This is a genomic window from Massilia putida (assembly GCF_001941825.1).
GTDB lineage: Bacteria > Pseudomonadota > Gammaproteobacteria > Burkholderiales > Burkholderiaceae_D > Telluria > Telluria putida.
The window spans coordinates 3,643,109-3,657,368 of sequence record NZ_CP019038.1; the positions used below are offsets into that span (position 1 = coordinate 3,643,109).

General features: G+C 62.2%; 12 protein-coding genes. 6 read left to right on the top strand and 6 right to left on the bottom strand.

Features of this window, described 5'->3' with window-relative positions; genetic code table 11:
- Positions 1 to 5 precede the first annotated feature (5 nt).
- Genes yidD through rpmH form a run of 3 tightly spaced genes read right to left on the bottom strand, consistent with a single transcriptional unit; the run spans position 6 to position 886 of the window.
- Positions 6 to 266, bottom strand: coding sequence for a membrane protein insertion efficiency factor YidD (gene yidD, locus BVG12_RS34725; RefSeq protein WP_075793665.1), 261 nt, complete (start codon positions 264 to 266; stop codon positions 6 to 8).
- Positions 263 to 718 (bottom strand): ribonuclease P protein component, encoded by a 456-nt coding sequence (gene rnpA / locus BVG12_RS18435; RefSeq protein WP_075793666.1) that lies wholly within the window; start codon positions 716 to 718, stop codon positions 263 to 265. The genes yidD and rnpA overlap by 4 nt, the downstream gene beginning before the upstream one ends.
- 33 nt (positions 719 to 751) lie before the next feature.
- Positions 752 to 886 (bottom strand): 50S ribosomal protein L34, encoded by a 135-nt coding sequence (gene rpmH / locus BVG12_RS18440; protein ID WP_075796440.1) that lies wholly within the window; start codon positions 884 to 886, stop codon positions 752 to 754.
- 357 nt (positions 887 to 1,243) lie between these two features.
- On the opposite strand from rpmH, the gene dnaA reads away from it, so the two are divergent.
- The 3 genes from dnaA (at position 1,244) to gyrB (ending at position 6,572) form a co-directional block, all read left to right on the top strand.
- The gene (gene dnaA / locus BVG12_RS18445) at positions 1,244 to 2,656 is read left to right on the top strand and encodes a chromosomal replication initiator protein DnaA (protein ID WP_075793667.1); all 1,413 of its coding nucleotides are present in this window, start codon (positions 1,244 to 1,246) and stop codon (positions 2,654 to 2,656) included.
- A gap of 91 nt (positions 2,657 to 2,747) precedes the next feature.
- On the top strand, positions 2,748 to 3,854 hold the full coding sequence (gene dnaN, locus BVG12_RS18450; protein ID WP_075793668.1) for a DNA polymerase III subunit beta: 1,107 nt from the start codon (positions 2,748 to 2,750) through the stop codon (positions 3,852 to 3,854).
- 213 nt (positions 3,855 to 4,067) lie between these two features.
- Positions 4,068 to 6,572 (top strand): DNA topoisomerase (ATP-hydrolyzing) subunit B, encoded by a 2,505-nt coding sequence (gyrB, locus tag BVG12_RS18455; RefSeq protein ID WP_075793669.1) that lies wholly within the window; start codon positions 4,068 to 4,070, stop codon positions 6,570 to 6,572.
- 62 nt (positions 6,573 to 6,634) lie between these two features.
- On the opposite strand, the gene BVG12_RS18460 is transcribed toward gyrB, so the two are convergent.
- From BVG12_RS18460 to BVG12_RS18470, 3 genes are all read right to left on the bottom strand, one after another.
- A complete protein-coding gene (locus BVG12_RS18460; protein WP_229503650.1) occupies positions 6,635 to 7,204 on the bottom strand; it encodes an HNH endonuclease in 570 nt (189 codons plus the stop codon).
- A 47-nt stretch (positions 7,205 to 7,251) separates the two neighbouring features.
- A complete protein-coding gene (locus tag BVG12_RS18465) occupies positions 7,252 to 8,370 on the bottom strand; it encodes an acyltransferase family protein (RefSeq protein WP_075793670.1) in 1,119 nt (372 codons plus the stop codon).
- 267 nt (positions 8,371 to 8,637) lie between these two features.
- Positions 8,638 to 9,849: an extracellular catalytic domain type 2 short-chain-length polyhydroxyalkanoate depolymerase gene (locus tag BVG12_RS18470; RefSeq protein WP_075793671.1), complete on the bottom strand. Its 1,212-nt coding sequence runs from the start codon at positions 9,847 to 9,849 to the stop codon at positions 8,638 to 8,640.
- A gap of 207 nt (positions 9,850 to 10,056) precedes the next feature.
- Here BVG12_RS18470 and BVG12_RS18475 point away from each other — a divergent pair, with 207 nt between their 5' ends.
- Genes BVG12_RS18475 through BVG12_RS18485 form a run of 3 tightly spaced genes read left to right on the top strand, consistent with a single transcriptional unit; the run spans position 10,057 to position 14,244 of the window.
- The gene (locus BVG12_RS18475; protein WP_075793672.1) at positions 10,057 to 12,450 is read left to right on the top strand and encodes a TonB-dependent receptor; all 2,394 of its coding nucleotides are present in this window, start codon (positions 10,057 to 10,059) and stop codon (positions 12,448 to 12,450) included.
- Positions 12,450 to 13,574 (top strand): glycerophosphodiester phosphodiesterase, encoded by a 1,125-nt coding sequence (locus tag BVG12_RS18480; protein ID WP_075793673.1) that lies wholly within the window; start codon positions 12,450 to 12,452, stop codon positions 13,572 to 13,574. The genes BVG12_RS18475 and BVG12_RS18480 overlap by 1 nt, the downstream gene beginning before the upstream one ends.
- 37 nt (positions 13,575 to 13,611) lie before the next feature.
- The gene (locus tag BVG12_RS18485; RefSeq protein ID WP_075793674.1) at positions 13,612 to 14,244 is read left to right on the top strand and encodes an HAD hydrolase-like protein; all 633 of its coding nucleotides are present in this window, start codon (positions 13,612 to 13,614) and stop codon (positions 14,242 to 14,244) included.
- Positions 14,245 to 14,260: the final 16 nt, after the last annotated feature.

A 14,260-nucleotide genomic window follows, 5' to 3' on the forward strand; every position in this document is an offset into this window, starting at 1 on the left:
CTTATTCAGGAATGCTTGCAACCGCAAGCGGTTGGTGAGGAATGCTGCTCCCCGGGACGCGGTACCAGGTCGACGCCGCCCTCGTTCCACGGATGGCAACGGCAGATGCGGCGGGCTGCCAGCCAGCCGCCGCGCGCGGCGCCGTGGATCTTGACGGCCTCGATCGCGTAATTGGAACAGGTCGGATAGAAACGGCAGTTCTGTCCGAGCATCGGAGACACCAGCAACTGGTAACCGCGCAACAGCCAGACAAGCAACCGGTTCATGATAGTCCCGGTTGCGAGGCTGAGGGCGCAACGCTCGCCGCCTGTGGAGCGGCTTCGTTGGTCTTGCCACCTTTGCGCGGACGCGGCAACTGCGACGCGAACAGGCGCGCCAGTTCGACGCGCAGCTGCGCCTTCAGGGCGGACGTCGTGGCCGGACCGTCCTTGCCGTTGACGGGACGCGCCAGACGGACGATGCAGTCGAGCGCCGGCAACGGCGTCGTGCGGAACAGTTCGCGCGTGACGCGTTTGATGGTGTTGCGCGTGACCGCGCGCGGCGCAAAACGTTTGGCCGCGACGACGCCCAGCCGCGCATGAGGCAGGGCATTCGGTCGGGTATAGAGCACGAAATGCGCGGTTTTTTGTGCAGGGCGCAAACGAAAAACGGATGAAAACTCATCCGTTTTTACGATACGCCGAACGCGCGCAAAGTCGTGCGAACCTTCGCCTGACATAGGTCGTCGGCGCGGTGATGCGGCTTTCCGGGCTTAGACGGCCAGGCGCTTGCGGCCCTTGGCGCGGCGAGCGTTCAGGACCAGACGGCCACCACGGGTAGCCATGCGTGCGCGGAAGCCGTGCGTGCGCTTGCGACGAACGACGGAAGGTTGGTAAGTACGTTTCATGGTGGTCTCGCTTAAAGCAAAATAGAGTGCAAAAATCGGGGCTGAGCTCATGCTGAGTCAGCATTGCGCCAATGACATTTCGCAGTTGTTAAGCCAGCGTCACGCCTCAGCAAAGCTTGTCGCCTGTGTGCTAATTGTTGGATTAACAAAGCGTACGGGCGGGGAACCCTGAATTAGACTCTATTTGGTACCCGACTGTCAAGGCAACCGTTGTGTCAAGACCGCGCCATGGTGCGCCGCAACCCGTGGCGGGTGCGTGTCAGGCGGCTCTGTTTCGGTGGAAAATTCCTGTATCGCCTGTGGATAACTTGCGAGAACACAGGTAAAATAGAGTGTTACGCTTAACTTAGTCGATGTATGGATAACTTTTGGCAGACCTGTTCCAACCAGTTGGAGCTCGAGCTGACACCGCAGCAATATACCGCGTGGATCAAACCACTTGTCGCCCTCGACTACGAGGACGGCAAGCTGCGCATTGCGGCGCCCAATCGCTTCAAGCTCGACTGGGTGAAGTCGCAATTCGCCAACCGCATCACCGCGCTCGCGTCCGAGCATTATCAGCGGCCGGTCGACGTGCAGTTCGTGCTCGACCCGAAGAACAGCCTGCCGAAGAAAGCGGTGTCCTCCGCCCCTGCCCCGATGCCGTCCAGCAGCGGTGCGCTGGGCATCAACGCCGCGGCCGACAAGACCGTGCCGGAGATGCCTGTCGTCACGCCGGACAACGTCATCGCGAACAATCCGCGCCGCGAACAGAGCCGCGTCAATCCCGACCTCACGTTCGAGAACTTCGTGACTGGTAAGGCGAACCAGCTGGCGCGCGCCGCCGCGATCCAGGTCGCCAACAACCCGGGCGTGTCGTACAACCCGCTGTTCTTCTACGGCGGCGTGGGCCTCGGTAAGACTCACTTGATCCACGCGATCGGCAACCAGGTGATGGCCGACCAGCCGGGCGCGCGCATCCGCTATATCCACGCGGAACAGTACGTGCGCGACGTCGTGACGGCCTATCAACGTAAAGGCTTCGATGACTTCAAGCATTACTACCACTCGCTGGACATGCTGCTCATCGACGATATTCAATTCTTCGGCGGCAAGAGCCGCACGCAGGAAGAATTCTTCTATGCGTTCGAAGCGCTGATCGCTGCGAAGAAACAGATCATCATCACGTCGGATACCTATCCTAAAGAGATCACCGGCATGGACGACCGCCTGATCTCGCGCTTCGACTCCGGCCTGACGGTCGCGATCGAACCGCCGGAACTGGAAATGCGCGTGGCGATCCTGATGAAGAAGGCGGAATCGGAAGGCGTCATGCTGAACGACGACGTCGCCTTCTTCGTCGCGAAACACCTGCGCTCGAACGTGCGCGAACTGGAAGGCGCGCTGAGGAAAATCCTCGCGTACTCGCGCTTCCACGGCAAGGACATCACGATCGACGTCGTGAAGGAAGCGCTGAAGGATCTGCTGTCGGTGCAGAACCGCCAGATCTCCGTGGAAAATATCCAGAAGACCGTGGCCGACTTTTTCAACATCAAGGTCGCGGACATGTATTCGAAGCGCCGCCCGGCCAACATCGCGCGTCCGCGCCAGATCGCGATGTACCTGGCGAAAGAGCTGACGCAGAAGAGTCTGCCGGAGATCGGCGAACTGTTCGGCGGCCGCGACCATACGACGGTGCTGCATGCGGTCCGCAAGATCGCACAGGACCGCGCCAAAAACGCCGAGTGCAACCACGAATTGCACGTGCTGGAGCAGACCCTGAAAGGCTGATGCGTGAAAGGGGGGAAAAGGCTGTGCCCCCCATGATTTCTGGCAAAATATTGCGCGAACAACATTTTTACCCCTAACACCGAGGATATCTATGCAACTGGTCAAATCCACCCGAGACACGCTTCTCCGGCCACTGCAGATCGTGAGTGGTATTGTCGAGCGTCGGCACACCATGCCGATTCTGGCCAATATCCTCATCCGCAAGAATGGCGAAAGCGTCTCGTTCCTGTCGACCGACACCGAGGTGCAGATCACGACCCTGGCCAACATCGGTTCGGGTCCTGAAGAAGCCGGCACGACCGTCGCGGCGCGCAAGCTCCTCGACATCCTGCGCGCGCTGCCGGAATCGGGCGACGTCACGATGACCCTGCTGAACAAGCGCCTGACCGTGCAAAGCGGCAAGTCGCGCTTCGCGCTGCAGACCTTGGCGGCCGAGGAATTCCCGACCGTCTCCGTGGCCGACAGCTACAACGCGACCGTCACGCTGCCGCAAAAGACGCTGAAGCACCTGTTCAACATGGTGCACTTCGCGATGGCCCAGCAAGACATCCGCTACTACCTGAACGGCCTGCTGCTGGTGCTGGACGGTAACAACATCATCGCCGTTGCCACCGACGGTCACCGCCTCGCGTTCGCGCAAGTGACCGCCGAACAGCAATTCGAGCGCCAGGAAGTGATCATCCCGCGCAAGACCATCCTGGAATTGCAGCGCCTGTTGGAAGAAAGCGACGACACCGTCCGCCTGGACATCGCCGCCTCGCAAGTCAAGCTGACCTTCGCCGACATCGAACTCGTGTCGAAGCTGGTGGAAGGCAAATTCCCGGATTACACCCGTGTGATCCCGAAGGGCTACAAGAACGACTTCACGATCAGCCGCGAAGAACTGCTGCGTTCGCTGCAGCGCGCGGCGATCATGACGAGCGATAAATTCAAGGGCGTGCGCTGCATGATTTCTCCGGGCTCGATGAAGATCAGCTCCACCAACGCCGACCAGGAAGAAGCGGTGGAAGAACTGGAAATCGACTACGGCGGCGACACGATCGACATCGGTTTCAACGTCACGTACCTGCTGGACGTATTGAACAACCTGAAGTGCGACCAGGTGAACATCGCGCTGGGTGATTCGAATTCGTCGGCCCTGATGTCGATTCCCGACAATGGCGACTTCAAGTACGTCGTCATGCCGATGCGTATTTAATTTGGGCAAAGCGCCCATATATTTGTCTATTGCCGCCTGCTTTTTATGGCGGCAGCGGCTGCGGTGGAATGCTTGCAAGGCCACTTCGCTTGATGGTCCAGGCTGAACCAATCAACACCGGCATCGCAAACGTCCCGCCGCACCAACCGACGACGCAAGACAGCCGGCCAAGAGCCCGTCCGTCTGATTCACACGTTATTTGAGAAAGCAGTCATGTCCGAGAACACTCAAGCAGTTTTGGAATCCTCCCTTGCCAAGGCGGAAGAGTACGGCGCCTCGTCGATCCAGATCCTGGAAGGCCTGGAAGCCGTACGCAAGCGTCCGGGCATGTACATCGGCGACACGTCGGATGGCACCGGCCTGCATCACCTGGTGTTCGAGGTGCTCGATAACTCGATCGACGAGGCGCTCGCGGGCTACTGCACCGAAATCCACGTCACCATCCACTCCGACAACTCGGTCTCGATCACCGACAACGGCCGCGGCATCCCGACCGGCATCAAGATGGACGACAAGCACGAGCCGAAGCGCTCGGCGACCGAGATCGCGCTGACGGAATTGCACGCCGGCGGCAAGTTCAACCAGAACGCCTATAAAGTGTCCGGCGGCCTGCACGGCGTCGGCGTGTCCTGCGTGAACGCACTGTCGAAGCTGCTGCGTGTGACCGTCCGCCAGAACGGCAAAGTGCACCAGATGGAATTCGAGCGCGGCGTTCCGCTGAACCGCGAAATCGAAATCCGCGACGGCGTGGAAGTCTCGCCGATCAAGGTCATCGGCGAAACCGACAAGCGCGGCACGGAAGTCCATTTCTGGGCCGACGAGGAAATCTTCTCGCACGTCGAGTTCCACTACGAGATCTTGTCCAAGCGCATCCGTGAACTCTCGTTCCTGAACAACGGCGTCAACATCAAGCTGACCGACCAGCGCACCGGCAAGGAAGAAGTGTTCGCCTTCGAGGGCGGCACCCGCGGCTTCGTCGAGTACATCAACAAGTCCAAGACCGTCCTGCACCCGACCGTGTTCCAGGCGACCGGCGAACGCCTGTCGGAAAACGGCACCAATATCTCGGTGGACGTGTCCATGCAGTGGAACGACGCCTACAACGAGCAGGTGCTGTGCTTCACGAACAATATCCCGCAGCGGGACGGCGGTACCCACCTGACCGGCCTGCGCGCGGCGATGACGCGCGTGATCAACAAATACATCGACGAGAACGACTTCGCGAAAAAGGCCAAGGTCGAAATCTCGGGCGACGACATGCGAGAGGGTCTCACCTGCGTGCTGTCCGTGAAAGTGCCTGAGCCGAAGTTCTCGTCGCAAACGAAAGACAAGCTCGTGTCGTCGGAAGTGCGTGGCCCGGTCGAAGAGATCGTGGCGAAGACGCTCACCGACTTCCTGATGGAAAAGCCGAACGACGCCAAGATCATCTGCGGCAAGATCGTGGAAGCCGCACGCGCGCGCGAAGCGGCCCGCAAGGCCCGCGACCTCACCCGCCGCAAGGGCGTGATGGACGGCCTGGGCCTGTCGTCGAAGCTGGCCGACTGCCAGGAACGCGACCCGGCGCTGGCCGAGCTGTACATCGTCGAGGGTGACTCCGCAGGCGGTTCCGCCAAGCAGGGTCGCGACCGTAAGTTCCAGGCCATCCTGCCGCTGCGCGGCAAGGTGCTGAACGTGGAAAAGGCGCGCTTCGAAAAGATGCTGTCGTCGGAACAGATCACGACCCTGATCGCGACCCTCGGCACGTCGATCGGCCCGGACGAGTTCAACGTCGACAAGCTGCGCTACCACCGCATCATCATCATGACCGACGCGGACGTCGACGGCGCCCACATCCGCACCCTGCTGCTGACCTTGTTCTACCGCCAGATGCCGCAGCTGGTCGAGCGCGGCCACATCTACATCGCGCAACCGCCGCTGTACAAGGTGAAAGCCGGCCGCGACGAGCGCTACCTCAAGGATGACGTCGAGGAAGCGAGCTACATGATGCGCGTCGCCCTGAACGGCGCCGCGCTGCTGCCGAAGGAAGGCGCGGAGCCGGTCACCGACGGCGCGCTGGGCGACCTGGTCGACAAGTACAACAGGGCCAACGCGATCATGATGCGCCTGTCGCGCGTGATCGACCGCGCCGCCCTGTCCGCCATCATGACCGGCGTGAAGCTGGACCTGTCGACCCAGGAAGCGGCCGAGAAATCGGCACAGGCCCTGGCGAACGCGATCCACGACCCGAGCGTGAAAGTGGGCGTGCGCTCCGACGAGCTGTCGGACAAGCACAGCCTGCGCATCGAACGCATCCACTACGGCAACGTGCAAGTGACGTCGATCGACGCCGACTTCGTCGCCGGCGCCGACTACAAGACGCTGGAGAACTCGGCCGAGACGTTCCAGGGTCTGATGGGCGAAGGCGCCATCATCCGCCGCGGCGAAGGCGACAAGATGAAGGAATTCGCCGTGCGCGACTTCCAGCAGGCCATGGAATGGCTGCGCGACGAAGCGGAACGTGGCGTCTCCAAGCAGCGTTACAAGGGTCTGGGCGAGATGAATCCCGAGCAGTTGTGGGAAACGACCATGGACCCGACGGTGCGTCACCTGTTGAAGGTGCAGATCGAGGATGCCATCGCGGCGGACCAGATCTTTACGACGCTGATGGGTGATGAAGTCGAGCCGCGCCGGAACTTCATTGAATCGAATGCGCTGCAGGCGGGGAATATCGACGTCTGACGCTTCTGCATTCCAAACGAAACGGCCAATCCGAAAAGGTTGGCCGTTTTACGTTGAGGCCATCAATTCAATAGCCGGCTATGCTTCGGCAACTGCGCCGCCAGATACTCGTGCTGGTCAGCAAGAATATTCCGCCCGCTCAGCAGGTAATGCTCCGCGCGGCACGGGACGTACGGCACATAGATCAGCGGACGGAATTGCTCGACCAGCAAATTGCCTTTCTCCTGATTGCAACGCTTGCAGGCGGTCACGCAATTCATCCACGTATCCTTGCCGCCGCGCGACCTCGGCAAGATATGGTCACGCGACAGTTCCTTGTGCGCGAAGCGGTTGCCGCAGTAGGCGCAGGTGTAACGGTCGCGCTTGAACAGTAAATCGTTCTGGTGCGTCAGCGGCAGGCCCGTCCGGAACATGCGCGTCATGATTTCGCTGCCAACGATCGCAATGATCGGCTTGACGGCAATTTTCGACTGTACGCCCGAACGGGAATAGCCGCCGCGGAAAATGAACTCACGGTCGCCCAATTCCCAGGCCACTTTGCCGAGTGCGTAGTACAGGATGGCGTCCTCTGGTGGAATCCAGTCGAACGGATTACCTGCGATATCGAGTGCCAGGATCTGCGTGTTCATCATGTCACCTTCGTTTCGTAGTGACAGCGTAGCTTGAACACAAATAAAAGTCAGCAATCGAGTGCTGACTTTCGCTCTAGCCGCGCAATCTCACGGGCTTGGCGCCGAACGGCTGGACCACGACCGGCTTCGCCAACCCGGCCAGGAAACGGCCCAGCGGCGCTTCGACCCAGCGATAAAACACCGCCCCGGACGCCACGCTGGCCGCCCACGCCCACACGACACCCGCCCCTTTGCAAGTATGCATCGTCCGGCACGAACCGCGTAAACGCCGCGTTCACGACCAGGCACACCGGAAAATGCACGAGGAAAATCGAATACGAAATCTTGCCGAGGTAGTTGACGACCGACCACCCCGAGTTCGCATACGTGCTCAGCCGCGTGCGGCCGAACAGGAACAGGACGCAGGCCACGGCGGCGGCCACCGCGATGCGGATGCGGAAATCCAGTCCCAGCGCCAGCACGGTCGGCACGATCATCATCAGCAGCAACGCGAACGTCGCAACGAATGGCCGGCGCGGATCGCCCGCCCACCATGCCAGGACGCCCAGGCCATAGCTGCCGAAGAAATAGGGCGCCCACACGTCGAACCCGGCGTCGCGGTTGACGTACAGCAGGGAGATGCTCACGCCCAGCGTCACCAGCAGGGGCATCAGCCAGGCCGTGCGACGGTTGCCGGCGATGCGTCCGCCCAGCCACAGCAGGCCGGTGATCAGCGCATACAGCTGGAAGTCGATCGCGACATACCAGGCGCCGGCGGACAGCGATTCATAGCCCAGCACGCTTTGCAGCAGGAAAACGTGCGCGGCCAGTTGGGACAGATTGGGCGGCGCCGAAATCGAATCGTGGACCATCCACGTGCGCGCGAGCGCGGAGGCACCGATCGCCAGGAACATGGCTACGATGAAAGGCGGGGCCAGCTTGATGTAGCGGCGCCAGATCGTGCCCAGCGGGTTGCCGATGCCGGGCAGGCCGGACGGCGACAGGGATTTCGCGACGAGGAAGCCGCTCATGACGAGGAACGCCTGGACGGCGATGCGGCCATTGTGGTCGAGCCAGTCGATGAGCGACGGCATCAGCGGCCGTGCCGCGTCGGCCATCGGGCCGTAGAACGCCAGGTGGTGCAGGACGATCAGTTGCGCCGCACCGGCCTTCAAGAGGTTGATCAAACCAAAGTGTTTTTGGACCGTTGCGTTCGGTCCGGATACTCCCGAATCTTTCATAGTCAGCCCAGCCATTCAATGTTGCCCAGTGTCAGTCAAGCAACAATGTTGCATAAACAGCTGAGCGGGTCGCCATCATAGCCGAGCTGAATCGTGCGGGACCACGCTTTACACCTCGTAAAGCTTGTTACATAAAGATGCAAATTAATCTGAACACGATGGCCGGTATCGCGTTTTGCGGATGATCCCGGCCTCGCACGATGGATTGGTACGTCAGGAACAACTCCCATACGCGTAATACCCCGCCGCCGTCTGCCTGACATCCGTATACGCCGTCGCCATGTAATACCCCAGGTACTGGTTCGAATTCTTCGCATACACCTGCCCGTCCGCACCGATATACGCCCGGCCGGCCGACACATGCGACACATTGCTGGCATACCAGTGACTGCACGTGAACGGCGCCGCCGCGTTGCCGCTGACGATCTTGTCGATCATGGTCTTGATGGCGACCATCTGCCCGCCGCTCTTGGCCGGGAAATTCACATCCTCGTACCCCCACCAGTCCCAGCATCCGCCCGGATTGTTCGCGGTGATGATCGTTTGCGGATACAGCACGATGATGTTGTTCGTATCGGCCCAGCGGTTATAGCCCGCATTCTGATAAAACGCCGTGCCGACGACGGAGGCGCTTTGCAGGCAGCCGTGGAATGCCACGTGCAGCCGGCACGATTGGCCCGCCGCGCAGTTCGCCGGCACGTAGGCGTAGCCGCTGCTGGCCATGCTGTAGGTGTTCGGGTTGAAGTTGCCCCAGAAAACAGACTGGTCGAAGTTGATGAAGCTACCGCTTAATACCCCCGTGTTCTTGGGATTCAGCGGTCCATAAATCCATTTCAGGATCTCTCCCGCCGTATCGAAGTTGCAGTTGTCGACGTAGGGGCTGCCGTTGACCGCGCAGCCGTTGCCGAAGAAATCCGTCGGGATCGAATGCTCGGCCGCGAGATTGTTCTTGTAATAGATGTTGGCCGCCGGGAGATACGAACCGTACATCGTTTTGAGGTCGTCCATGACGGGCTGGCGCACCGTCGAATCGATCGTCCCCGACAGCAAATACACCTTCGATGCCGACATATTGCTGGTCGGGTCGATATAGCCATTGCCCGACCATGTATTCACCACCGAAATCAGATACGGCAGGTTGCGCGAGCCGGTATCGGCCATGCACGGGCCGGTCGCGATCGCCGCATTACCTTGCGAGCAGTAATAAGGCCCGCCGGCGATGACGCCCGCTCCCTTTTTGATCGTCTTCGAATACGCGAAATGCATCTGCACGGCCATGTCGGCACCGGACGAAAAGCCGGACACCGACACATCGTTCACGCTGACGTTGTACTTCGGTAAAGCGACGACCGCCGCGAAGGCGCTCGTGCCGAGAAAGCCAATGAGGATGCCGGCAAGATGTCTTGCCCTGGTCAGGATTGCCATGCTGTCTCCGATATTGTTGTGGGATTGACCCGAATCAGATTAGATGAGGTAGACAGATGTGCAAGCGCAAAGCAATGTGCGCGGTTGATCAGGCGGCTGTGCAAAAACGCCCGCCGTGCGTCATCAACCGGTCACGCAACCGTAATCACGTAGTCATTTCACAAAGTTAATCTCCGGACCACTTTTAACCTCCCGGCAGCTTGACTGATGACCCCGACCCGCACCGCCCGCCTTGTTCCCTCCCTGATCGCCATCGCCGCCGCCACGCTGTGCGCATCGCTGGCCCACGCCGCCGCCGCCGACGGCCTCCCGGCGGCCGCAGCCGATGCTCCCGGCATCCAGGACACGCCCCCCACCGGCGCCATCGCCACCGTCGAGATCTCGACTCGCAAGACGCGCTCGTCGGTCGCCCTGTCCGGTGCGGAGATGCAGAAGGTGCTGCCCGGCGTGAATCCGCTGAAGGCCTTGCAGACGCTGCCGGGCGTGAGCTTCCAGACGGCCGACCCGTGGGGTAACAACGAGCAGAACTTGTCGCTGTTCATCCACGGTTTCAACGGCCAGCAGCTCGGCTACACGATGGACGGCGTGCCGCTGGGCGACCAGCAGTACGGCAACTACAACGGCCTCGCGCCGCAGCGCGCGCTCACCAGCGAGAACGTGAAGAGCGTTGTGCTGTCGACGGGCGCGGGCGACCTCGGTACGCCGTCGACGAGCAATCTGGGCGGCACCATCGAGACCTATTCGCGCGACCCGTCCGCCAGCCGCAACCTCAATGTGCAGCAGACGCTGGGCAGCCACGGCGCCACCCGCACGTTCATCCGCTTCGACTCGGGCGACCTCGGTAACGGCAACAGCCTTTATCTCTCCGGCCTGCACCACGAGGCGAAGGCATGGGATTTCAACGGCCGCCAGAGCAACGACCAGTTCAACGCGAAACTCGTGCACCAGGGCGATGCCGGCAAGTTGACGCTGTTCGTCGACTGGTCCGACAAGACGGAGCCGAACGAGGATTCGACGCTGCACAAGGCCGGCACGCCGGCGCCTTACACCCGGCCTTTCCTGTACCCGGACTTCGCCGGCGCCCTCGCCTACCTGAGTTCGCAGGAAAACAAGGATGCCAAGGAAAACTTCCGCAATTACTACAGCGACGCCCAGCGTACCGACAAGCTGGCCTACGTGAAATACGAGGCTTACCTGAGCGACAGCCTCACTTGGTCGAACCAGTACTACTTCCACCACAACGATGGCGTCGGGGTCGTTGCCGGCCCCATCCAGCAAGCCGGCTTGCCGGGCCTGTTCGCGGTGTACTTCCCGAACCAGAACCTCAAATCGGTGTTCGGCAATTCGGGCTACGCCACGCGCACGACCGAGTACAAGATCAATCGCCAGGGCTGGCTGTCGAACGTGCGCTGGGATCTCGGCGCGCACCTCGTGCAGGGCGGCCTCTGGTTCGAGCACAATAATTCGGGCGCGTACCGCCGCTGGTATGCGCTGGACGTGAACAATCCGAGCACGCCGTACGAGCGGCCGAGCAATCCCTTGATCACGCAGTACGGCAGCGACATCGACAACAAGGTCGTGCAGTTGTACCTGCAGGACGAGTGGAAGATGCGGCCCGACGTCACGCTGCTGGGCGGCTTCAAATCGAGCCTGCAGTTCGCCGACGGCCGCTTCCCCGTCAATGAACTGCCGGCCGCGATCAGCAGCACGGCGACGGGCGGTCTGCCGGAAGGGAAGATCGATACGAAAAAATGGTTCCTGCCGCAGATCGGCGCGCGCTGGGACGTGTCGTCGACCGACCAGCTGTTCGCCAACATCCAGAAGAATATGCGCCAGTACGTGACGTACGGCGGCGGCGGGAATTCGCCGTGGAGCCTGTCGTCGCAGGCCGCGTTCGATTATTTCAAGGCGAACGCCAAGCCGGAGACGTCGGTCACGGTTGAAGCGGGCCTGCGCGATTCGCGCAACCTGAACGTGGGCCCGCTCACCGCGTTCGACGGCCAGGTCGCGCTGTACCACGTGACCTTCCGCGACCGCCAGCTGGCCATCAGCTCGAACCCGATCATCACGTCGTTCGCGGGCGGCACGACGATCCTGTCGAACGTCGGCACGGTCAAGACGGACGGCGTCGACCTGGCGGGCACCTTCCACTTCGGCCGCGCGTTCTCGTTCTACGACGGCATCTCGTACAACCGCTCGAAGTACGAGGACAGCTACCTCTCCGGCACGACCGTCGTCCCGACCGCCGGCAAGACCGTGCCCAACACGCCGGAGTGGATGAACAAATTCGTCGCCACCGCGAAGTTCGGCGGCCCGGCCGACGTCGAGGCGCAGCTGTCGGGCGATTACGTCGGCAAGCGCTACGCCACCTACACGAACGACCTGAGCATACCCGGCTACTTCCTCATGGGCCTGTCCGTCTCGGGTAAAGTGCCGCTGTCGATCGCGTACCTGAAAAGCCTGCGCTGGTCGTTCAGCGTGACCAATCTGCTGAACCGCGAAGGCCCGCTGCAACCGGTCGTCGGCCAGGCAAGCGGCAGCTACGCGACGTATCCGATCCCGCCGCGCATGGGCTTCTTCACTTTAAAGGCTGACATCTGATGACGCACACGATCCTCCTGCCGCTTGCTCCGCGCCGGCGCTTCCTCAAGGCGGCCGCTCTCGGCACCGCACTGGCCGCCCTGCCGCCGCTGACATTGGCCCAGCGGGCGAAACCGACCTTGTACGCCCACCGCGGCGCCAGCGCCCTGCGGCCCGAGCACACGCTGGGGTCGTACGCGAAGGCCATCGCGGACGGCGCGGACTTCGTCGAGCCGGACCTCGTCGCCACCAAAGACGGCGTGCTGGTGGCGCGCCACGAAAATGCGATCACGGACACGACCGACATCGCCACGCGGCCCGAGTTCGCCTCGCGCAAGACCCGCAAGATCATCGACGGCGAAGCGCATGAAGGCTGGTTCGTCTCCGACTTCACGTTCGCGGAATTGAAAACGCTGCGCGCCATCGAGCGCCTGCCGAAGATGCGCGGTACCGCGTACGACGGCCAGTTCCAGATCGTGAGTTTCGACGAGATCATCGACTTCGTGGCGGCGGAAGCGGCCGCGCGCGGGCGCACGATCGGCCTGATCCCGGAACTGAAACACTCGACGTGGTTCGCGCAGGCGGGCCTGCCGCTGGAAGACCGCTTCGTCGCCACCTTGAAGGCGCACGAGTACACGCGGCGCGCGCCGGTCGTCGTGCAGTCGTTCGAGGTCGCCAATCTGAAGGCGCTGCGCAAGGGTCTCGGCAAGCCGTCCAACGTGACGCTGGCCCAGCTGGTCATCGTCGGCGGCGCTTACGACAAGGCGAGTCCGGCCGACGTCGCCGCGAGCGGCGGCAGCCTGACGTATGGCGACATGGTCACCGCGCGCGGCCTGCGCGACATCGCCGCGTATGCCGACATCGTCGCGCCGAACACGCGCGCCGTCATCCCGCTGGCGAAGGACGAACGCCTGGCCGCGCCGACGGCGCTCGTGGCGGATGCGCACAAGGCGGGATTGCAGGTCGTCGTCTGGACCTTCCGGCCTGAGAACGCCTTCCTTGCGGCCGACTTCCGCAACGGCGACGGCTTGAACGCGCGCAATGACGCGGGGTCGGTCGCGGAGATCCGGCGCTATCTGGAGACGGGCATCGACGGGCTGTTCTCGGACGATTCCGCGCTCGCGCGCAAGGCGATCGACGCTTGACAATGGCAGGCAGCGGCGCGGCGTGTACCATGTGCGCATGACCTACCGCCTCGCCATCTTCGACTTCGACGGCACGCTGGCCGACTCGTTCCCGTTCTTCCTCGGCGTCTTCAACACGATCGCCGACCGCCACGGCTTTTCCCGCATCGACGTCGAACGCGCCGGCGAGCTGCGCCACTACAGCATGCGCCAGATGATGGACCATGTGGGCCTGCCGGCCTGGAAGCTGCCGCTGGCCTCGAAAACCTTCATGGCCATGATGCAGGAGAACGCCCACATGATTCCCCTGTTCGACGGCATCGCCGCCGCGCTGCGCCATCTGCACGAGCGCGGCGTGCTGTTGACCGTCGTCTCGTCGAATTCTGAGCACAACGTGCGCACGGTGCTGGGCCCGGAGCTGGCGGCGCTGATCCGGCGTTTCGATTGCGGCATGTCCGTCTTCGGCAAGGCAAGCCGCATCCGCGCCGTGCTCAAAGCGTGCGGCGTGGCGCCCGTCGATGCCCTCTACATCGGCGACCAGGCCCTCGACGCCGAAGCCGCGCGCAAGGCCGGCGTGGCGTTCGGGGCCGTGCATTGGGGTTACGCGGCCATCGAAGTCTTGCGGACGCAGGCATGCGCCACCGAGTTCGTCACGCCGGCGGACCTGCGCCGGATCGCTCCGGCATCGTAATCAGTAGGGTGGGCAC